The sequence below is a fragment of the Kribbella sp. NPDC002412 genome (genome assembly GCF_053592935.1).
This window is the reverse complement of record NZ_JBSFBL010000095.1, coordinates 1-19581: the sequence shown is the minus strand read 5'-3', so window position 1 is coordinate 19581 and position 19581 is coordinate 1. Positions and strand designations below refer to the sequence as shown.

Below are 19581 nucleotides of genomic sequence, written 5' to 3'. Positions count from 1 at the left end.
CGCCCGCCCGCCCCGGCCGCGCGCCCGCCCGCCCGGCCGCGCGCCCGCCCGCCCGGCCGCGCGCCCGCCCGGCCCCCCGTGCCGGCCCGTGATCGCCGCGAGGGGATATCCCCTGGAGTAGTACCTTCTCCCCTCGTGTACCAGAGGAGAAGGCGCGACCGCGGGGGATATCCCCTCGTGTGGGGACGAGGGTGGGGCGAGGGCGGGCGCGCGGCCGGGCGGGCGCTCAGGCCGGGGGAGCGGTCGACTCGCGGACGGTCAGGACCGGGTCGGCGCTGCGCCGGTTGATCACCTGGGCCGGGCCTGCGATGGTCTCGAGCAGCACCTCGGCGGCCTGCCGGCCGAAGTCGAAGGTGTCCCGGGACAGCGCGGTCAGCGCCGGGTGCATCAGCTGGGTCAGGATCGAGTCGTCGAATGCCACGATCGACAGGTCGCCCGGCACCGCGACGCCCATCTCCATCGCGACCCCGAGCCCGGCCACCGCCATCACGTCGCTGTCGTAGACGATCGCGGTCGGCCGCTGCGCCTGGGAGAGCAGCTTGCGGGTGATCGCGGCGCCCTCGGCGTCGCTGAAGTCGGTGGTCAGCGACGGCGCGTCGACCAGGCCGAGCCGGGGCGCGGCGTCCTTGACGGCGCGGATCCGGCGCTGGGTGTGCTGGAAGTTCGGCGTCCCCGCGATGTGCGCGATCCGGCGGTGGCCGAGCGCGGCCAGGTACTCCACGATCGACAGCATCGCCTCGCGGTCGTCGGCCCAGACCGAGGGCAGCGCGCCCTTGCCGCCGCGGCCGCCGATCACCACCGCGGGCAGCTCGAGCGCCTTCAGCTCGTCGACCCGGGGATCCTTCACGGTCAGGTCGACCAGGATCACGCCGTCGACCCGGTGCTCCGAGGACCAGCGCCTGTAGACCTCGATCTCGGCCGCGGTGTCCTCGACGATCAGCAGCTGCAGCGAGATCGACTCCGCGGACAGCCCGGACTGCACGCCGGACAGCAGGTGCGCGAAGAACGGCTCGACGCCGAGCGTGCGAGCCGGCCGCGCGATCACCATGCCGACCGAGTCGACCCGGGACGCGCCGAGCGCCCGGGCGGCGCTGTGCGGCCGCCAGCTCATCTGCTCGGCGATCCGCAGGATCCGCTCCCGGGTTGCGTCGCTCACGCCGGGCCGCCCGTTCAGCGCGAACGACACCGCGCCCTTGGACACACCCGCCCGGTTCGCGATGTCAGCGATCGTCGGTCTGGCCACGTGTACCTCCCTCACCCTTGACAGCGGATTCTACGATCCTTGATAGTGCAGGAGCTATACCGGTTTACCAATTCCAGGAGAATCCATGCGTAGACGTCGTCCGGCAGTGGTGGCCGTCCTGGCCGCCGCGGCCCTCTCCCTTGCTGGTTGCGGCCTCGGTTCGGCCGAGGATTCTGGCAGCGGCGCCACGCCGACCGTCGACGCGAACGCGCAGGTGACCGGTGAGGTCAGCTTCCAGACCTGGGCGCTGAAGCCGAAGTTCACGTCGTACGTCGAAGGTGTGATCAAGGCGTTCGAGGCGAAGTACCCGGGCACCAAGGTGACCTGGCTGGACCAGCCCGGTGACGGCTACGACAAGAAGGTGCTCAGCCAGGCGTCGGCCGGCCAGCTGCCCGACGTCGTGAACCTGCCGCCGGACTTCGCGCTCTCGCTGGCCAAGCAGAGCATGCTGCTCGACGTCGGCGCCGCCGACTCCAAGATCACCGAGGAGTACGTCGAGGGCGGTGTGCAGGCGTACCAGTACCAGGGCCTGAACGGGACCTTCGGCTACCCGTGGTACCTCAACACCGACATCGACTACTGGAACGCGGACAAGTTCGCCGCGGCCGGCCTGGACGTGAAGAACCCGCCGAAGACCTTCGACGAGCTGTTCGCTGCCGCCAAGGTGATGCACGACAAGACCGGCGGCAAGGAGTACCTGATGAGCCGGTTGCCCGGTATCGGTGACTTCACCAACGCCGGCGTCAAGATCATCAGCGACGACGGCAAGAAGTTCGAGTTCAACACTCCCGAGGCGGCCGCGCTGCTGGACAAGTACCGCGACGCGTACAAGGCCGGCTACCTGCCGCGCGACATCCTGACCCAGGAGTACCTGGGCAACTCCAAGCTCTTCACCCAGAGCAAGGTCGCCTGGACCACCGGCGGCGGCAACGCGATCCAGGACTTCGTCAAGGACAACCCGTCGCTGAAGGGCAAGGTCGTCCCGTCACCCGCGCTGGACACCCCGCCGCTGTACGTGCAGGGCCTGTCGGTGTCGGCCAAGACGAAGAACCAGGCGGCCGCGATCGCGCTGGCCCGGTTCGTCACCAACGCCGAGAACCAGGCCGCGTTCGCCAAGATCGTGAACATCTTCCCGTCCACCAAGGCCTCCGCGTCGGACCCGTACTTCTCGAAGTCCGACGGCACCCCGGAAAGTGACGCGAAGGTGCTCGCGTTCGAGTCGCTGGCCAAGGCGAAGGTGCTGACCCCGCCGATCATCAGCGGCGCCACCAACGACTTCATCGGGCAGCAGATCTCGCTCGCGATCGCCGGCAAGATCTCCTCCCAGGCGGCCCTCGACGCGGCGGTCGCGAAGGCCAACCAGCTACTGACGCAGTGATGCGTCACCAACGCTGGTTCACGCCCTGGGTGCTGGTCGTACCAGCCCTGGCCTGGCTGTTGGTGTTCAGCCTGTGGCCGTCGATCAACACGGTCATCCTGTCGTTCACCAACGCCAGGCCGCTCGGCGGCGGCACGTTCGTCGGACTGAAGAACTTCGAGACGCTGCTGCACGACGAGCAGCTGCGGTGGGCGCTGCTGAACAGCGTCATCTACATGGTGGTCTGCTTGCCGTTCCTGACCGTCCTGCCGCTGCTGCTCGCCGTGCTGGTGGAGAAGAAGCTGCCCGGGATCACCTTCTTCCGGACCGCGTTCTACACCCCGGTGGTGGCCTCGGCCGTGGTCGTCGCGCTGATCTGGCAGTGGATCCTGGACGACCGCGGCCTGGTCAACGGCCTGGCCGAGAAGCTCGGCGTCATCTCCGGGCCGCTGCCGTTCCTCAGCGACCAGTGGTTGTTGTTGCTCAGCGCAATCAGCCTGACGATCTGGAAGGGGCTCGGGTACTACATGATCATCTACCTGGCCGCGCTCGGGAACGTCGGGCGTGAGCTGCACGAGGCGGCGGCGGTGGACGGAGCCGGCGCGTTCCGCCGGTTCGTGCACATCACCGTGCCCGGGGTGCGCGGGACGATGATCCTGATCTCGATCCTGATCTCGGTGTCGGCGCTGCGGGTGTTCTCGGAGCTGTTCATCCTCAGCGGCGGCAAGGGTGGTCCGGGTGGCCGGGACAACTCGGTCGTGATGCTGATCCAGCAGTACAGCCAGGGTTTCGAGGGCAACCTCGGGTACGCGTCGGCGCTGTCGATCGTGCTGTTCTTCGTCACCGTCGTACCGATGCTGGTCCTGGCCCGCCTCAACCGTCGGGGAGCCGAAGCATGACTGTCGTCACCGACCCGGCGCGGCCGGTCGCCGTACCTTCGGAGCCTGGTACTGCGAAACCGCGCCGGCGCGGATCGTTTGGGTTCAACACCATCTCCACGCGGGAGAAGGTGGTCCGGTATGCCCTGCTGGTGTTCGTGCTGCTGATCACCATCGGGCCGTTCCTGTGGCAGCTGTCCACGTCGCTGAAGGGATCCGGGGAGGACATCTACACCCGGATCCCGCGACTGCTGCCGGCCGAGCCGACGTTCGACCACTACGGCGCCGTGGCCGACACGATCCCGGTCTGGGACTACGCCCGGAACTCGCTGGTGGTCGCCGTCCTGGTTGTCGGCGGCAACGTCCTGGGCGCGTCGCTGGCCGGGTTCGCGTTGTCGCGGCTGCAGTTCAAGGGACGCAAGCTGGTGCTCGGGCTGTTCCTGGCCACGCTGGTCCTGCCGGGTGAGGTCACGATCATCTCGCAGTACGTGACGGTGCGGGAGTTCGGGCTGGCGAACACGCTGTTCGGGGTCGCGCTGCCGGGCATGATCGGCACGTTGAACGTGCTGCTGATGTACAACGCGTTCCGGGCGCTGCCGATCGAGGTCGACCAGGCCGCGATCGTGGACGGGGCGAACGCGTGGCAGCGGTTCGTCTTCATCGGCCTGCCGTCGGTGCGCGGGACGATCAGCGTGGTGGCGATCTTCGCCTTCATCGGGGCCTGGGACGACTTCCTCTGGCCGTTGATCGTGCTGACCGACCCGGACAAGTACACGCTGACCGTCGGACTGCAGTACCTGTCCGGCACGTTCAGCAACAACCCCCGGCTGATCGCGGCGGGCACGATGATCGCGTTCATCCCGATCGTGATCGTGTTCGCGACACTGCAACGGTTCTTCTTCAAGGGCGTCGAGGAGGGCGCGGTCAAGGGTTAGCGGCCTGGTCGGCTACTACGATGAGGGGCTCGGCGAGCTGAGGGGTGGCCACCGTGGCGCTGCGATTCTCCGTGCTGGGCCCGCTGACCGTCCTGCGCGACGGTGAGCCAGTGGAGCTTGCCACGAAGCTGCGCACGTTGCTGGCCACGCTGCTTGTCCGGGCGGGCCAGCCGGTGCCGCTGCACATCCTGGCTGACCGGCTGTGGGGTGAGGGGCCGCCGGTCAACGTCCGTGGGGCGCTGCAGACCTACATCACCCGGCTGCGCACTGCACTCGGCGACGACGGCCAGGTCGTGCAGACCGTGCCCGGCGGCTACCTGGTTCAGGCGGACGCCGAGCAGCTCGACCTGGCCGCCTTCCGGGAGTTGGTCGCCCGCGCAGACGCCGAGGCGGGCCACGACCAGGCCGAGGCTGCGCTGCTGCACCAGGCGCTCGAAATGTGGAACGAGATGCCGCTGTCCGACCTGGCGCCGGGCTCGCTGAGCAGTCAGGACCTCCCGGCGCTGGTCGAGACCCACATGTCCGTGCTGGAACGGCGGATCGACGTCGACCTCCGCCTCGGCCTGCACACTCGCCTCGTGCCGGAGCTGCGCGCTCTCACAGCCGAGCATCCGTTGCGTGAGCGCCTCTGGGCCCAGCTGATGCTCGCCTTGTACCGCTGCGGTCGGCAGGCGGATGCGCTCGCGGCCTACGAGTCCGTACGGCGTTTGCTGGCCGCAGAGCTCGGCCTGGATCCGGGACCGGAGCTGCGTGAGCTCCAGCAGGCAGTCCTGGCCGGCTCGAACCGGTTGGCGCCACCGCAGCCGGAAGTGGCGGCTCCTGAACCGCGGTGGCCCGTCCACCATCAGTTGCCGCTCGAGGCGCCGTACTTCACTGGTCGTGAAGAGCTGGTGAGTCAGGTCGAGAAGCTGCTCACGGACCCGTCCGAGGGTGTGCCGATCGTGGCTGTCTCGGGTCCGCCTGGCGCGGGCAAGTCCGCTTTGGCTTTGCATGTGGCGCATCGGATCGGGACAGCATTCCCCGACGGGCAGTGGTACGTGCATCTGGCCGGCGCGGGGGAGCGGCCGCGGGATCCTGCCGACGTTCTGGCCGAGTTGCTGGTCACGTCCGGGGTGCCTCGGGCGGAGGTGCCGGATGGGCTCGATGCGCGTTCCGCCTTGCTGCGTTCGCGATTGGCCGGCCGGCAGGTGCTCGTCGTACTGGATGATGCGGCGAAGGCGGAGCAGGTGCGGCCGTTGTTGCCGGGCACGCCGCAGAGCGCCGTACTGATCACGAGTCGGAGTGCGCTTGGTGGGCTGACGGCGCTGGCTGGCGCGCATCGGTTGGTGATCGGGCAGTTGGAGCCGGAGGAGTCCGCTCTGCTGCTGGCGCGCTTGCTGGGCGAGCGGCCGGGTGATGGGGCGGACGCGTTGGCCGAGTTGTGCGGGCACCTGCCGCTGGCGTTGCGCATCGCCGCGTCCAACTTGGCGGTTGGCCCGGGGATGGAGTGGGGGCACTACCTCGACTCGCTTCGCGCAGGCGATCGGCTGGCCAAGCTGGCGGTGGCCGGCGATCCAGATGCCGCCGTACGCAATGCTTTTGATCGGTCTTATGTGGCGCTGGATGCGGGTACGGCGCGGCTGTTCCGGCTGCTCGGGGTTGTGCCGGGGCCGGACTTCACGGCTGAGGCCGCGGCCGCGTTGACGTCGTCCGAGGACGCCGCTCGTCAGTTGGAGTTGCTGGCGGAGGCGAACCTGGTGCAGCGATATCGGCCGGGGCGGTTCCAGTTTCACGACCTGCTGCGGCTGTACGCGGCTGAGCTTGCGGCGGCGGACGTGGCTGATCGGGACGCGGCTCGACGGCGGTGGTTTGATGCTTACCTGCACAAGACGATGGCTGCGGTGCAGGTGTACGGGCCGCAGAAGCTGCGGTTGCCGTCGAAGGTGACCATCCAGGTGCCGGCTGACTTGGACGCTGCGGCTGCGCAGGAGTGGCTGGACGCGGAGCGGTCGAACCTGGTGGCCGCCGTACTGGATGCCGAAGCGCATGGCGAGCTCGAGGCGGCTTGGTGCCTTGCGGATCAGTTGGGCGGGTACTTCTCCGAGCGCGGTCACCATGCGGACTGGCATGCGGTGATCGACGCCGGGCTGCGCGCTGCGGAACAGGCCGGCAACGCGCAGGCGATGGCGGCGATGTACCGGGCGCGAGGGTCGAGCCTGAAGAACGTCGGCCGGACTGCCGAGGGGCGCGACTTCCTGGTCGAGGCGCTGCGGTTGTATCGGGAGGCCGGCGACGTCCGGGGCGAGCACAGTGTCACCAACCTCCTCGGCATCGCGGCGGCGCACCTCGGCGACAGTCTGGGCGCGCTGGACTGGTTCCGGCAGACGGCCGAGGCGGCCCGGCGATCGTCGAACCCGCGCGCCCTGGTCATGGCCACCGACAACCTGGCCGCGATCCTCCACGAGATCGGCCGGGTCGACGAGGCGCTCGCCCTAGCGCTCGACGCTCAGGCTCAGCACGTTGCGCTCGGCGACGGTCCTGGGCAGAACTCGACGCAGCATGTCCTGGCCGTGCTGCACCAGGACCGCGGTGAGTTGGACGAGGCGCTGGCGTTGATCACCGACGAGATCGCCGCCGTACACCGTTCTGGTCGCCGGCAAGGGGAGGCGATGTCGACGGAGGCGCTCGCCACGATCCATCGCGACCGCGGTGAGTTCGAGTTGGCGGAGAAGGTGGCCCGCGACGCACTCGAGTTGGCTCGCAGTCTTGGCGACGTACGCATCGAGTGCCACGTGGAGGCGACCCTCGGCGACGCCCTCTCCGGGCAGGGACGCTACGACGACGCGATCGACCGCTTCCACATCGCGCTGGCCCTGGCCCGGCAGGTGGGGGCGCGCGAGGTCGAGGTCCGCGCGTTGATGGGCCTGGCCCTGGCGCGCCTGGGGATTGGCGCGATCGACTTGGCCCTGGCCGACGCCCAGCAGTCCGTGCGCGAGTGCGAAACGCTGCAGATGGCGGTGCTCTACGGCCGAACCCTCACCGCCCTGGCGTTGGTGGAACAGGCCGCCGGCCACTCGTCGGCCGCCGAATCCGCTGCCGTCCGCGCCATCGAGATCCAGCAAGAAACCGGCGCCCAGCTCTACCTGACCTCCGCCCAGTCCGCCCTGATCACCATCCGCGCCTGACAGCCTCCCGCCTCACGTCTGAGGCCACGCCGCCTTCCCGTGTGGTTGAAGTCGGGGGCTTGCGGAGCTTCCGGGGGCATTGCACAGGTCATTTCCTGTTCAAGCCCCCGCGATCCCGCTCAAGCCCCCGACAGCCGGCCGGACCCGGTTGCTGAGTACTACGAGACACCCGGACAGATCTATTGACTTTCGATAGATGGCCGTCGATAGTCGATGCATGAACTTGGTGCACCGGGTCGTCGTACCGCTGCGGGTCCTGCTGGTGATGCTGTTCGCGGGGTTGGTGGTGGCGCAGGTGATGAGCATGCCCGGGCAGTTCGCGTACATGGCGGAGGAGCAGCCCGACCTGGCGTACCTGCGCTGGCCGCTGACGATCTGGTCGATCCTGGAACTGCTCTGCATCCAGGTCGTCATCGTCTGCACCTGGAAGCTGCTCACCCTCGTCGCCAGCGACCGGATCTTCAGCGAGGACGCGTTCGCCTGGGTCAACGCGATCATCTGGGCGCTCGGCATCGGCTGGGTGCTGTTCCTCGGCGTGTTCGTCTACCTCGGCTTCCTCGCCAACGACCCCGGCCTGCCGATCCTGATGTTCGGGATGGTCCTGGTCGGCGGCGTACTCGTGCTTCTCATGGTGGTGATGCGGGCCCTGCTGCGGCAGGCGACCACCCTGCGATCCGACATGGAAGCGGTGATCTGATGCCCATCGTGGTGCGCATCGACGTGGAACTCGCGAAGCGCAAGATGGGCGTCGGAGAGTTCGCCGAAAAGGTCGGCCTCACCCCGGCCAACGTCGCCGTCCTCAAGAACGGCCGCGCCAAGGCCGTCCGCTTCAGCACCCTCGAAGCCATGTGCCGAGTCCTCAACTGCCAACCCGGCGACCTCCTCGAATACATCGACGAAGACACCGCCGACCACCTCGACCCCTCAACCACCCACTCCGCCTGAGTTTCCGGCCCGCGTGCGTGGGTGTATTACCTGCGGGACGCCGAAGGGTGGACGGCGCCGGTGTATTTCTCGCCCGGCCCTTGGCCCGGCTCGTCCGGGATTGATGAGGCTTCTTTGAAGGCCAGCTGCAGCGAGCGGAGACCGTCGCGGAGGGGGGCGGCGTGGTGGTGGCCCAGGGAGGCGGCGGAGGCGTCGAGGAGGCCGGCCAGGGCGTCGATGAGGGAGCGGGCTTCGTCGAGGTCCTTGTGGTCGGGGAGGTCTTCGGCGAGGCCGAGGTTGACGGCGGCGGCGCTCATCAGGTGCAGTGCGGCGGTCGAGATGATCTCTACGCTGGGTACGTCGGCGATGTCGCGGGACACCGTGGACAGGGGGTCGGGCTGCGAGTTGGCACCTGATTCCGTCATGCTGCTACTCTTGCATGGCGACCGACCGGGTCCAGCGGTGACCCCTGAGCGGAATACTCAAGGGAATCCGGTGGTTCTGGTCTAAGCGGAGGGCCACCTCCCACCCAGTCGATGAACAGTCGGCGGGTCCCGGTCACGTCGAGGTTCCGGAGCGATCCGGTGCTCTCGGCGATCGTACGGCGTACCTCCCGCAAGGGTTGGAGCGTCGTCGATCTGGGAATTGGGCCTTCGTGTGATCGCACGAGGGCCCTTGTCATTTCCGGGGGCCCGCGGCGGTCGTGAGGTGGCACCGAAACGAGCACAACCCAGGAGGACCCATCACCATTGAACTGCGCGTCAACGAGCGCATCCGCGTTCCCGAGGTGCGACTGGTCGGACCGAACGGTGAGCAGGTAGGCATCGTCCGGATCGAGGACGCACTTCGGCTGGCACAGGAGGCCGACCTCGACCTGGTCGAGGTCGCGGCGACCGCCCGGCCTCCGGTCTGCAAGCTGATGGATTTCGGCAAGTACAAGTACGAGACCGCGCAGAAGGCGCGCGAGTCCCGCCGGAACCAGTCCAACACGGTCATCAAAGAGATGAAGCTGCGGCCGAAGATCGACCCGCACGACTACGAGACCAAGAAGGGTCACGTCGTTCGGTTCCTGCGTGCCGGGGACAAGGTCAAGATCACCATCATGTTCCGTGGCCGCGAGCAGTCCCGGCCGGAGCTCGGCTTCCGGCTGCTGCAGCGGCTGGCCGAGGACGTCAGCGAGCTCGGCTTCGTCGAGTCCTCGCCGCGGCAGGACGGCCGGAACATGATCATGGTGCTCGGACCGCACAAGAAGAAGTCCGAGGCGCGCGTGGAAGTGGAAGCCGAGAAGGCGAAGCGGAAGGCCGAACGGGAGGCCGAGGAGCAGGCGGAGCGCGCGGAGCGCGCCGAGCAGGCTCAGGCCCACGAGGCCCAGCGCGCCGCCGGCACCGTGAAGAAGCCGAAGGGTCCGGCCGACAACCTCGACCCGGAGTGACGAAACGCTCCGGCCGTCGATGCCGACGCCGGAGCACCGTCACACCGAAGATCGAGTCAACGAAACACAATCAGGAGCACACACAGCCATGCCGAAGATGAAGACCCACTCGGGGATGAAGAAGCGCGTCCGGATCACCGGCTCGGGCAAGCTGCGCCGCGAGCAGACCGGCAAGCGTCACCTCGCCGAGGCGAAGCCGACCAAGCGCAAGCGCCGCCTGTCCGGCACCGTCGAGGTCGCGCCGTCGCACGTGAAGAAGGCCAAGAAGCTTCTCGGCATCTGATCCACCCCTTCCCCGAACACCCCCCGCCGAGTGGGCACCATCTCTCCGGCGCAGAAATACAAGGAGTAACACCTCATGGCACGCGTGAAGCGGGCAGTCAACGCCCACAAGAAGCGCCGGGTCGTACTCGAGCAGGCCAGCGGCTACCGCGGCCAGCGCTCGCGGCTGTACCGCAAGGCCAAGGAGCAGGTCACCCACTCGCTCGTCTACGCCTACCGGGACCGCAAGGCGCGCAAGGGCGACTTCCGCAAGCTGTGGATCCAGCGCATCAACGCTGCGGTCCGCGCCGAGGACCTGACCTACAACCGGTTCATCCAGGGTCTGCGGCTGGCCGAGGTCGAGGTCGACCGCAAGATCCTCGCCGACCTGGCTGTCAACGACCCGGCCGCGTTCTCCGCGCTGGTCCAGGTCGCCAAGGCGGCGCTGCCGGCCGACGTGAACGCTCCGAAGAGCGACGCCGCGGCCTGAGCTGCAGCACCCCTTAGTAAGCACTCGAGTGGCGAGCCCTGGTCTGCTGACCGCGCAATCCGTGCGGATCAAGCAGGCCCGGCGGCTCGCCACTCGTGCGTTCCGCCGCAAGACCGGCCGCTTCCTGGTCGAGGGCCCGCAGGCCGTCCGGGAAGCCCTCGAACACCGTGAGCTCGTCCTCGAGGTGTACGGCGAACCCGACGTCGCGACCCGGCACCGCGATCTGCGCGACCTCGCTCGCGCCGCGGGCGTGCCGTGGTTCGAGGTCAACCGCGCCGCGATCGAGGCGCTGAGCGAGACCGTCACCTCCCAAGGCGTGGTCGCCGTCTGCTCACTGGTCACGGTCCCTCTGGACGAGGCAGTACGGCGTACTGCGCAACTCGTCGCGGTCGGCGTCCAGGTCCGCGACCCCGGCAACGTCGGGACCCTCATCCGTACGGCGGACGCCGCCGGAGCCGATGCCGTCGTACTGTCCGCGGAGTCCGTCGATCCGCACAACCCGAAGGCGGTCCGGGCCAGCGTCGGCAGCGTCTTCCACCTCCCGATCAGCGTCGACGCGGACATCCCCGCGGCCGCGAAGTCGTGGCGCGACCAGGGCCTGCAGGTCCTCGCGGCCGACGGGTACGGCGCCTCCGACCTGGACACGTGCATCGACGACGGCACGCTCGCCAAGCCGACGGTGTGGCTGTTCGGCAACGAGGCCCACGGCCTGCCCGACGGGTACGACGCGATCGTCGACCGCTCGGTGAAGGTGCCGATCTACGGCCGGGCCGAGTCGCTCAACCTGGCCACCGCCGCCGCGATCTGCCTGTACGCGTCCGCCCGGGCGCAGCGCCGTACCGCCTGACTCACTTCTTCAGCCGGCCCTCGAGTCCGTCGAGCAGGCAGTCCAGGCCGAAGACGAACGCCTCGTTGTGCATCGTGGCCAGGTCGCGGTTGGAGCGGCGGCGGAGCGACTCCTGCATCATCGGGTCGTCGGCGGTGGCGACGCGGGCCTGCTCCAGCACGTCCTGGACCCATTCCTCGGTCGTCTGGCCGGAGTTCTTGATCGAGGTCTTGACGGCGACCTCCGCGTTCGCGGTGCCGAAGACGAACGACATCACGCTGCCCATCGCGAAGTCGACGTCGCGTTCGGCGAAGCCGCCGGCGCCGAACAGGATCAGCCCGCGGGAGCCGAGCGACGTCGCGTTCGGGCCGATGCTCGGCCGGGTGTAGACGACCTCGGGCAGCCACGGGTGCCGCAGGATCATCGCGCGCAGGCTGTGCGCGAACAGCATCGCGCCGGACCGCCAGCCGGCCAGCTCCGGCTCGGGCACGTCGACCTCGCCGTACGTCTCGTCGATGAGCAGGTCGACCAGGTCGTCCTTGGTCGGCACGTGCCAGTAGAGGCTGGTCGCGCCGGAGCCCAGCCGGGCGGCCAGCTTGCGCATGCTCAGGCCGGCCAGGCCCTCGGTGTCCAGGATCTCCATCGCGGCCTGCACGATCTGCTCCCTGGTCAACGTCTCCCGGGCAGGTGCGGCGGCCCGCGTACGGGTCCAGATCGAGTCCTTCATGGGCCCATCCTACCTAAGGACTCGCACACTGTACGAGTGGTGTCGTACAGTGTGCGAGTGACTAGTACACCGTTCGAGTCCACAGCGACCGGTCATCCGCGACGCTGGTGGATCCTGCTGATCCTGTGCTTGAGCCTGATGGTGCTGGTGGTCGACAACACCGTGCTCAACCTGGCCATCCCGTCGCTGATGCGCGACCTGGATGCGACTCCCGCCGACGTGCAGTGGATCATCGACGCCTACATCCTGGCGTTCGCCGGCCTGCTGCTGACCGCGGGCAGCCTGTCCGACCGGTTCGGCCGCCGGAAGATGCTGATCCTCGGGCTGGTGGTGTTCGGGCTGGCCTCGCTGCTGGCCACGCTGGCCGAGACGCCGTGGCAGCTGATCGCCTGCCGGTTCCTGATGGGCGTCGGCGGGTCGCTGCTGATGCCGAGCACGCTGTCCCTGCTGTTCACGGTGTTCCCGCCGGAGGAGCAGCGCAAGGCGATGGCCGGCTGGTCCATGGTCGCGATGGTCGGCGTGGTGGCCGGCCCGACGGTCGGCGGCGTACTGCTCGAGCACTTCTGGTGGGGGTCGATCTTCCTGCTGAACGTGCCGATCGTGGTGCTGGCGATCATCGGTGCGGTCGCGATGATCCCGGAGTCCCGGGGGCCGGCGCGGGCCGTCGACCCCGGTGGCGCGGTGCTGTCGATGGTCGGCATGACCGCGGTGGTGTGGGCGATCATCTCGGTTCCGGTCGACGGGTTCGGCTCCGCGAAGGTGCTCGGTGGGCTGGCCGTCGGTGTGGCCGCGCTGACCGCGTTCGCGGTGTGGGAGAAGCGGAGTGCGCACCCGATGGTGCCGCTGGCGTTGTTCCGGAACCGCAACTTCAGCGGGACCAGCTTTTCGATCGTGCTGCTGTCGTTCACTGCCGGTGGGTTGCTGCTCGCGCTGACGCAGTACCTGCAGTTCGTGCTCGGCTACACGCCGTTGAAGGCTGGTCTGGCGCTGATCCCGTACGCGGCTTCGGCGATGTTGTTCAACGGGCTCGGGGCGACTTTGGGCAAGAAGTTGGCCGACCGCACGCTGATCGCGGCCGGGCTCGTGGTGATCGCGGCGGGCTTCGGGATCCTCACCCAGGTCAGTACGTCGTCCGGCTACGGCCTGTTGATCGTCGGGCTGCTCGTGATGGGTGTCGGCGGTGGGCTGGCCGGACCGGCGGCGTACACGCTGCTGATGCAGTCCGTCCCGGCGGAGCACCGTGGTGTCGGCTCGGCCATGAACGACACGGTCCAGCAGACCGGCGCCGCCCTGTCGGTGGCCGTCCTGGGCAGCGTCCTGGCCGCCGCCTACTCCTCCTCGCTCCCCGACTCGGTCCCCGAGGCAGCCCGCAACTCCATCGCCGAGACCCTCGCCCTAGGCCCTGCCTTCGTCTCCGCAGCCCGCGCTGCCTTCACCGACGCCATGTCCATAGCCATGACCACAGGCCTGGTAGGAGCCCTGGCCGGTGCCCTAGTGGCCCTGGTAGCCCTCCCACGCCGCAAGACAGACGAGCCACAGGAGGCGGCCCCGGCAGAAACCGCCGACTCCACCTCCACCGTCTGACCCGACCACACCGACCTGACCGCCCGAGGGGATATCCCCGCGAGTGTTGGGTTCTCCCCTCGTAGACGAGCAGAGAACCCCCGCTTCGCGGGGATATCCCCTCGAAGTGGGGTGGGGCGGGGGAGGGGTGGGCGGGCCGACTGTGGACGGCCGATTCACGTTTCGGGGACGGAGGTTCCTAGACTGCATGTCGCAGAAGTTCCGATGGAGAGCGAGCCATGTCCGGTCCCAACACTGATTACGACCCGGTCGAAGTGACGCCGTTGCATGCCGACGAGGTGGAGCGGACCAGGGACGAGGCGCTGAAGGCGTTTGCCGAGGCGGCCGATCTGGCTGCCCTGCAGGAGGCCAAGTCCGCGCACCTCGGCGAGAAGTCGCCGATCGCGCTGGCCAACCGCGAGATCGGCGCGCTGCCGCCGCAGGGCCGCAAGGAGGCCGGTCAGCGGATCGGCGCGGCCCGGAAGGCGATCAACGAGGCCTTCGCGGCCCGGCTCGCGGTCCTCGAGGCCGAGCACGAGGAGCGGATGCTCGCCACCGAGCGGGTCGACGTGACGCTGCCGTGGCACACCCCCGAGCTCGGCGCCCGGCACCCGCTGTCGCTGATCTCCGAGCAGATCGCGGACGTGTTCACCGCGCTCGGCTGGGACGTCGCCGAGGGCCCCGAGATCGAGGCCGAGTGGCTGAACTTCGACGCCCTGAACTTCCAGCCGGACCACCCGGCCCGGCAGATGCAGGACACCTTCTTCGTCGAGCCGGCCGGTTCCGGCACGGTGCTGCGGACCCACACCTCCCCGGTGCAGGCGCGCTCGATGCTGACCCGCAAGCCGCCGATCTACGTGATCTGCCCGGGCCGGGTGTTCCGCACCGACGAGCTCGACGCGACCCACACGCCGGTCTTCTACCAGGTCGAGGGCCTGGTCGTGGACGAGGGCATCACGCTCGCGCACCTGAAGGGCACCCTCGACCACTTCGTCGTCTCGATGTTCGGCGAGGGCCTGGAGGCCCGGCTGCGGCCGAACTTCTTCCCGTTCACCGAGCCGTCGGCCGAGGTGGACCTGAAGTGCTTCGTCTGCCGCGGCGCCTCCGTCGGCAACCCGGACCGCCCGTGCCGCACCTGTGGCAGCGAGGGCTGGATCGAGTGGGGCGGCTGCGGCGTGGTGAACCCGCGGGTCCTGCAGGCCTGCGGCATCGACACCGACCGGTACTCGGGCTTCGCCTTCGGCATGGGCCTGGAGCGGACGCTGATGTTCCGCAACGGCGTCGAGGACATGCGCGACATGGTCGAGGGTGACGTGCGGTTCAGCCGCCAGTTCGGGATGGAGATCTGATGCGGGTCCCACTGTCATGGCTTCGTGAGTACGTCGACCTGCCGGCCGGCGTCACCGGTCGGGGCGTCGCGGAGAAGCTGATCCGGGCCGGCCTCGAGGTGGAGACCGTCGAGGAGTCGGACCTGACCGGCCCGCTGGTCGTCGGCAAGGTGCTCACCTACGAGGACGAGCCGCAGAAGAACGGCAAGACCATCCGCTGGTGCTCGCTCGACATCGGCAAGGACGAGCCGCAGTGGGTCGTCTGCGGTGCGGACAACTTCGCGGTCGGCGACCTGGTCGTCGTCGTGCTCCCGGGCGCCGTGCTGCCTGGTGGGTTCGCGATCTCCGCGCGGAAGACCTACGGGCACATCTCCAACGGCATGATCTGCTCCAGCTCCGAGCTCGGCCTCGGCGACGACGGCTCGCACGGCATCGTCGTGCTCGAGCCGGGCGAGGCCCAGCCGGGTGACGACGCCATCGAGCTGCTGGCGCTGCAGGACGACGTGCTGGACATCGCGGTCACGCCGGACCGGGGCTACTGCCTGTCGATCCGTGGTGTCGCGCGTGAGGCGGCGACGGCTTACGGCGTTCCGCTCAAGGACCCGGCCGAGCTGACCCTCGACGGGGACGCGAACGGCGGCTACCCGGTCCGGATCGAGGACGAGCACGGCTGCGACGTCTTCGTCACCCGGACCGTCACCGGCATCGACCCGGACACCCCGTCCCCGCGCTGGCTGCAGAAGCGGCTGCTCGCGTCCGGGATGCGGCCGATCTCGGTCGCCGTCGACATCACCAACTACGTGATGCTCGAGCTGGGCAACCCGATCCACGGCTACGACAAGAACCTGCTGTCCGGCGAGATCGTGGTCCGGCGGGCCCAGCTCGGGGAGAAGCTGGTCACGCTCGACGACCAGACCCGCGAGCTCGACCCCGAGGACCTGCTGATCACCGACGGCTCCGGCCCGATCGGCCTGGCCGGGGTGATGGGCGGCGCGACCACCGAGCTGTCGCCGACCACGCGGGACGTGGTGATCGAGGCGGCGCACTTCGACCCGATCGTGATCGCGCGCACCTCGCGGCGGCACAAGCTGTCCACCGAGGGGTCGAAGCGCTGGGAGCGGACCGTCGACCCGAGCCTGCCGCGGTACGCCGCGCAGCGGGTGGCGAACCTGCTCCGCGACCTGGCCGGCGGCACGATCGAGCCGGCCGAGACGTACGTCGACGTGCACCAGCTCCCGGAGCCGGTCACCTTCCGCGCCGACCACGCGGCCCGGGTCGCGGGCGCCCCGATCACCATCGCGGAGACCGTCCGCCACCTCGAGTCGGTCGGCTGCAAGGTCGTCCCGGCTGAGCCGGGCGCCCGTCCGGCGCCGTTGGCCGCGGGCGTTCACGCACCCGCGCTCGTCGTCGAGTCCCGCCCCGGCGCGACCAGCGCCGACGCTGTCGTCGGTGGCGAGCACGCGGCGCACGGCGTCGCGGCCTTGGCCGGGGACGACCTGGTGACCGTGACGCCGCCGTCGTGGCGGCCGGATCTGCGGGACCCCAACGACTTCGCCGAAGAGGTCATCCGCCTGTTCGGGTACGACAACGTCCCGTCGATCCTGCCGCCCGCGCCGGGTGGCCAGGGCCTGACGGTGTCGCAGCGGCGCCGGCGCCGGGTCGCGACCGCGCTGGTCGGCGCCGGGCTGACCGAGGTCGTGTCGTACCCGTTCACCGGCGAGGCCGACTTCGACGCGATGGGGCTGCCCGCCGACGACGCACGCCGTACGACGGTCAAGCTCGTGAACCCGTTGTCCGACGAAGAGCCGTCGATGCAGACGACCCTGCTGGCGACGCTGCTGCGGACCGCCGAGCGCAACGTCGGCCGCGGGAACACCGACCTGGCGATCTTCCAGACCGGCCTGGTCTTCCTGCCGAAGGCCGAGTCCAAGCCCGCGCCGCTGCCGTCTGTCGCGCAGCGCCCGAGCGACATCGAGATCCAGTCCTTGTACGACGCTCTGCCGGACCAGCCGCTGCACCTCGGTGTGGTGCTGACCGGTGCGCGGACGGCGACCGGCTGGTGGGGCAAGGGTCAGCCGGCCGCGTGGTCGGACGCGGTGCAGATCGGGCGGACCGTGGCGAACGCGGTCGGCGTGGAGCCGGTTCTGCGCAATACCGATCTGGCGCCGTGGCACCCGGGGCGGTGTGCGGAGTTCACAGTCGACGGCAAGGTGGTCGGTCACGCCGGAGAGCTGCACCCGAAGGTGTGCCAGGCGTTCGGGCTGCCGGCGCGGTCCGGTGCGGTGGAGCTCGACCTGGATGCGCTGATCGCGGCGGCTCCGTCGTCGATCACGGCCGTGCCGTTCTCGTCGTACCCGGTGGCCAAGGAGGACGTCGCGCTGATCGTCCCGGCCGAGGTGCCTGCGGCGGAGGTCGAGGCGGCGCTGGTCGAGGGGGCGGGCGAGTTGCTGGAGTCGATCCGGCTGTTCGACCTGTACACCGGGGAGCAGATCGGCGAGGGCAAGAAGTCGCTCGCGTTCGCGCTGCGGTTCCGGGCGCCCGACCGCACCTTGAAGGAGAACGAGGTGGCGGACGTCCGGCAGGCCGCGGTCCAGGTCGCCGTCGACCGCTTCGGCGCCGTCCAGCGGGTCGGCTAACACCATGAACCGGGGCGGCGCGGTCGGGCCGGCCAACGCAGGTCGCACCAACAGCCGCGGCGATAGCCGGCCGGGGCGGGGTGTGGCATGACCGGCCGGCACCCGCGGGTGGCGGTTGCGGCGCCGAACACGGCGGCCGCGGAGGCCGGCGTCCGGGTTGCCGCCGAGGGCGGGAACGCGGTGGACGCCGCGATCGCGGCCACCCTGGTGACGATGGTGAACGAGATCGGCGTGGTGTCGCCGGCCTCCGGCGGTTTCGTCACGCTGCAGGTCGCGGGTGGCGAGCCCGTCACGATCGACGGCTGGGTGGAAATGCCCGGCCGCGGCCTGACGACCGACAGCTTCGGCCGCGGCGTCTGGGACGTCACGACCGACTACGGCGGCGGCACGACGACCACCGTCGGCCACGGCTCGGTCGCCACCCCCGGTGGGATGAAGGCGCTCGACCTGGCGCACCGCCGGTCCGGGAAGGCGCCGTGGCGTGCGGTCGTCCAGCCTGCGATCGACGTGGCCCGGCACGGCTTCCCGCTCAGCCGGACCTCGGGCTACTACCTCGGCTTCACTCACGAGATCATCTTCGGCTGGCACCAGCCGAGCCACCGGGTCGTGCACGAGGACGACGGCGCGGTGATCAAGGCCGGCAGCACGGTCGTCATCCCCGAGCTGGCCGAGGCGCTCGAGCTGATCGCCCGCGACGGCGCCGAGACGATGTACACCGGCGACCTCGCCCAGCTGCTGATCCGCGACATGGCCGAGAACGACGGCATCCTCACCGCCGAAGACCTCGCCGCGTACGAGGCCGTCGTACGCCCGGCCCTCACTGTCCGGCAGAACGGGTGGCGCCTCGCGACCAACCCGCCGCCCGCGGTCGGGGGAGTTGCCGTGGCCGCGATGCTCGCGCTGCTGGACGGCGTACCGGCGGACGGCAGCTGGTCGCAGTCCGAGCTGGAGCGGCTGATCGACGTGCAGCATGCCGTGCTCGGCGCGCGGCTGGCGGAGCTGGACGAGGAGGACAGGCGGCAGCTGGCGGGGCAGAAGCTGCTCGACCTGGCCGCGTCCGGCGACCTGCGCGCGTTGAGCTCACCGAGTACTGCGACGGTCTCGGTCGTCGACGACGAGGGTGACGCGTGTGCGATCACCGTCTCGTCCGGCTACGGCTCGGGCGTGCTGACACCCGGCACCGGGATCTGGCTGAACAACGCGCTCGGCGAGCAGGAGCTGCTGCACGGCGGTCCGCACAGCCTGGCCCCGGGGACGCGGCTGACATCGAACATGGCGCCGAGTGTCGCCCGCCGGGACAGCGACGGCGCGGTGCTCGCGATCAGCTCGCCCGGTTCGGACCGGATCCCGACCGCGTTGGCCCAGGTGTACGCGCTCTACACGCACGGCGGGCTGCCCCTAGCGGAGGCGGTCGAGCACCCGCGGCTGCACGTCCGGGTCCGGCAGAACGTCGTGGTCGACTACGAAGACGAGCTGCCGGTGTCCGGCACGACCGGGCTGCCGACCCGCCCGATGCCGCCGCACTCCATGTACTTCGGCGGTGTCGCAGCCGCGTACTGGGATCCGTCCGACGGTCTCCTCGCGGTCGGCGACCCCCGCCGTACCGGAGCCGTCGCGATCTCCCCGCCACTCTGAGCGTGCCGACGGCCCGACTGCTTCGTTAGTAAGGTCAACCCTTCGACACCTGAACTGGAAGGTCTGCAGCATGCGGGACACGGACCCCGAGCTCTCGGTCGTCGTACCGATGTACGACGAGGAGGAAGTGCTGCCGATCTTCTTCGACCGGATGCGCCCGCTCCTGGACGGCCTCGGGATCT

The 19581-nt window shown here is 69.5% G+C and carries 17 protein-coding genes; 14 read left to right on the top strand and 3 right to left on the bottom strand.

Annotated features, from left to right (window positions below; genetic code table 11):
• Positions 1-226: 226 nt before the first annotated feature.
• Positions 227-1243: a LacI family DNA-binding transcriptional regulator gene (locus ACWCOV_RS39540; protein ID WP_449834516.1), complete on the bottom strand. Its 1017-nt coding sequence runs from the start codon at positions 1241-1243 to the stop codon at positions 227-229.
• Between the two features lie 85 nt (positions 1244-1328).
• On the opposite strand from ACWCOV_RS39540, the gene ACWCOV_RS39535 reads away from it, so the two are divergent.
• The 6 genes from ACWCOV_RS39535 (at position 1329) to ACWCOV_RS39510 (ending at position 8522) form a co-directional block, all read left to right on the top strand.
• On the top strand, positions 1329-2621 hold the full coding sequence (locus tag ACWCOV_RS39535) for an ABC transporter substrate-binding protein (RefSeq protein ID WP_449834515.1): 1293 nt from the start codon (positions 1329-1331) through the stop codon (positions 2619-2621).
• Entirely contained in the window at positions 2621-3499 is an 879-nt protein-coding gene (locus ACWCOV_RS39530; protein WP_449834514.1) for a carbohydrate ABC transporter permease, read from the top strand. The genes ACWCOV_RS39535 and ACWCOV_RS39530 overlap by 1 nt, the downstream gene beginning before the upstream one ends.
• Complete coding sequence (locus ACWCOV_RS39525) at positions 3496-4413, top strand: carbohydrate ABC transporter permease (protein WP_449834513.1); 918 nt, start codon at positions 3496-3498, stop codon at positions 4411-4413. The genes ACWCOV_RS39530 and ACWCOV_RS39525 overlap by 4 nt, the downstream gene beginning before the upstream one ends.
• 53 nt (positions 4414-4466) lie before the next feature.
• Complete coding sequence (locus ACWCOV_RS39520; protein WP_449834512.1) at positions 4467-7577, top strand: BTAD domain-containing putative transcriptional regulator; 3111 nt, start codon at positions 4467-4469, stop codon at positions 7575-7577.
• Between the two features lie 217 nt (positions 7578-7794).
• Complete coding sequence (locus ACWCOV_RS39515; protein WP_449834511.1) at positions 7795-8274, top strand: DUF2975 domain-containing protein; 480 nt, start codon at positions 7795-7797, stop codon at positions 8272-8274.
• Entirely contained in the window at positions 8274-8522 is a 249-nt protein-coding gene (locus ACWCOV_RS39510) for a helix-turn-helix domain-containing protein (protein ID WP_449834510.1), read from the top strand. The genes ACWCOV_RS39515 and ACWCOV_RS39510 overlap by 1 nt, the downstream gene beginning before the upstream one ends.
• 26 nt (positions 8523-8548) lie before the next feature.
• Here ACWCOV_RS39510 and ACWCOV_RS39505 read toward each other — a convergent pair whose 3' ends face one another.
• Positions 8549-8926 carry a DUF1844 domain-containing protein gene (locus ACWCOV_RS39505; RefSeq protein WP_449834509.1) on the bottom strand — a complete coding sequence of 126 codons (378 nt, stop codon included), beginning with the start codon at positions 8924-8926 and terminating at the stop codon, positions 8549-8551.
• 278 nt (positions 8927-9204) lie between these two features.
• On the opposite strand from ACWCOV_RS39505, the gene infC reads away from it, so the two are divergent.
• The 4 genes from infC (at position 9205) to ACWCOV_RS39485 (ending at position 11531) form a co-directional block, all read left to right on the top strand.
• Positions 9205-9933, top strand: coding sequence for a translation initiation factor IF-3 (gene infC, locus ACWCOV_RS39500; protein ID WP_449834508.1), 729 nt, complete (start codon positions 9205-9207; stop codon positions 9931-9933).
• Between the two features lie 88 nt (positions 9934-10021).
• Positions 10022-10216, top strand: a complete 195-nt coding sequence (rpmI, locus tag ACWCOV_RS39495; protein ID WP_360538422.1) for a 50S ribosomal protein L35 — start codon at positions 10022-10024, stop codon at positions 10214-10216.
• A 75-nt stretch (positions 10217-10291) separates the two neighbouring features.
• Positions 10292-10684, top strand: a complete 393-nt coding sequence (rplT, locus tag ACWCOV_RS39490; RefSeq protein WP_131367113.1) for a 50S ribosomal protein L20 — start codon at positions 10292-10294, stop codon at positions 10682-10684.
• 28 nt (positions 10685-10712) lie between these two features.
• On the top strand, positions 10713-11531 hold the full coding sequence (locus tag ACWCOV_RS39485; RefSeq protein ID WP_449834507.1) for a TrmH family RNA methyltransferase: 819 nt from the start codon (positions 10713-10715) through the stop codon (positions 11529-11531).
• A gap of 1 nt (position 11532) precedes the next feature.
• On the opposite strand, the gene ACWCOV_RS39480 is transcribed toward ACWCOV_RS39485, so the two are convergent.
• Positions 11533-12237 carry a TetR/AcrR family transcriptional regulator C-terminal domain-containing protein gene (locus ACWCOV_RS39480; RefSeq protein ID WP_449834506.1) on the bottom strand — a complete coding sequence of 235 codons (705 nt, stop codon included), beginning with the start codon at positions 12235-12237 and terminating at the stop codon, positions 11533-11535.
• 57 nt (positions 12238-12294) lie between these two features.
• Between ACWCOV_RS39480 and ACWCOV_RS39475 the strand changes: the two genes are divergently transcribed.
• The 4 genes from ACWCOV_RS39475 to ACWCOV_RS39460 all read left to right on the top strand — a co-directional run bounded on the left by ACWCOV_RS39475 (position 12295) and on the right by ACWCOV_RS39460 (position 19399).
• The gene (locus ACWCOV_RS39475; RefSeq protein WP_449834505.1) at positions 12295-13821 is read left to right on the top strand and encodes an MFS transporter; all 1527 of its coding nucleotides are present in this window, start codon (positions 12295-12297) and stop codon (positions 13819-13821) included.
• Positions 13822-14039: 218 nt separating this feature from the next.
• Entirely contained in the window at positions 14040-15149 is a 1110-nt protein-coding gene (gene pheS / locus ACWCOV_RS39470) for a phenylalanine--tRNA ligase subunit alpha (RefSeq protein ID WP_449834504.1), read from the top strand.
• Positions 15149-17764, top strand: coding sequence for a phenylalanine--tRNA ligase subunit beta (locus tag ACWCOV_RS39465; RefSeq protein WP_449834503.1), 2616 nt, complete (start codon positions 15149-15151; stop codon positions 17762-17764). The genes pheS and ACWCOV_RS39465 overlap by 1 nt, the downstream gene beginning before the upstream one ends.
• 87 nt (positions 17765-17851) lie before the next feature.
• Complete coding sequence (locus ACWCOV_RS39460) at positions 17852-19399, top strand: gamma-glutamyltransferase (protein WP_449834502.1); 1548 nt, start codon at positions 17852-17854, stop codon at positions 19397-19399.
• The last annotated feature ends 182 nt before the right edge of the window (positions 19400-19581 follow it).

Bases quoted from the DNA above. Each gene is read 5' to 3' on its own strand.
- ACWCOV_RS39530 (WP_449834514.1), top strand. From the start codon at position 2,621: ATGCGTCACCAACGCTGGTTCACGCCCTGGGTGCTGGTCGTACCAGCC.
- pheS (WP_449834504.1), top strand. From the start codon at position 14,040: ATGTCCGGTCCCAACACTGATTACGACCCGGTCGAAGTGACGCCGTTG.
- ACWCOV_RS39460 (WP_449834502.1), top strand. From the start codon at position 17,852: ATGACCGGCCGGCACCCGCGGGTGGCGGTTGCGGCGCCGAACACGGCG.
- rplT (WP_131367113.1), top strand. From the start codon at position 10,292: ATGGCACGCGTGAAGCGGGCAGTCAACGCCCACAAGAAGCGCCGGGTC.
- ACWCOV_RS39510 (WP_449834510.1), top strand. From the start codon at position 8,274: ATGCCCATCGTGGTGCGCATCGACGTGGAACTCGCGAAGCGCAAGATG.
- ACWCOV_RS39515 (WP_449834511.1), top strand. From the start codon at position 7,795: ATGAACTTGGTGCACCGGGTCGTCGTACCGCTGCGGGTCCTGCTGGTG.
- ACWCOV_RS39535 (WP_449834515.1), top strand. From the start codon at position 1,329: ATGCGTAGACGTCGTCCGGCAGTGGTGGCCGTCCTGGCCGCCGCGGCC.
- ACWCOV_RS39465 (WP_449834503.1), top strand. From the start codon at position 15,149: ATGCGGGTCCCACTGTCATGGCTTCGTGAGTACGTCGACCTGCCGGCC.
- ACWCOV_RS39505 (WP_449834509.1), bottom strand. From the start codon at position 8,926: ATGACGGAATCAGGTGCCAACTCGCAGCCCGACCCCCTGTCCACGGTG.
- ACWCOV_RS39480 (WP_449834506.1), bottom strand. From the start codon at position 12,237: ATGAAGGACTCGATCTGGACCCGTACGCGGGCCGCCGCACCTGCCCGG.
- ACWCOV_RS39525 (WP_449834513.1), top strand. From the start codon at position 3,496: ATGACTGTCGTCACCGACCCGGCGCGGCCGGTCGCCGTACCTTCGGAG.
- rpmI (WP_360538422.1), top strand. From the start codon at position 10,022: ATGCCGAAGATGAAGACCCACTCGGGGATGAAGAAGCGCGTCCGGATC.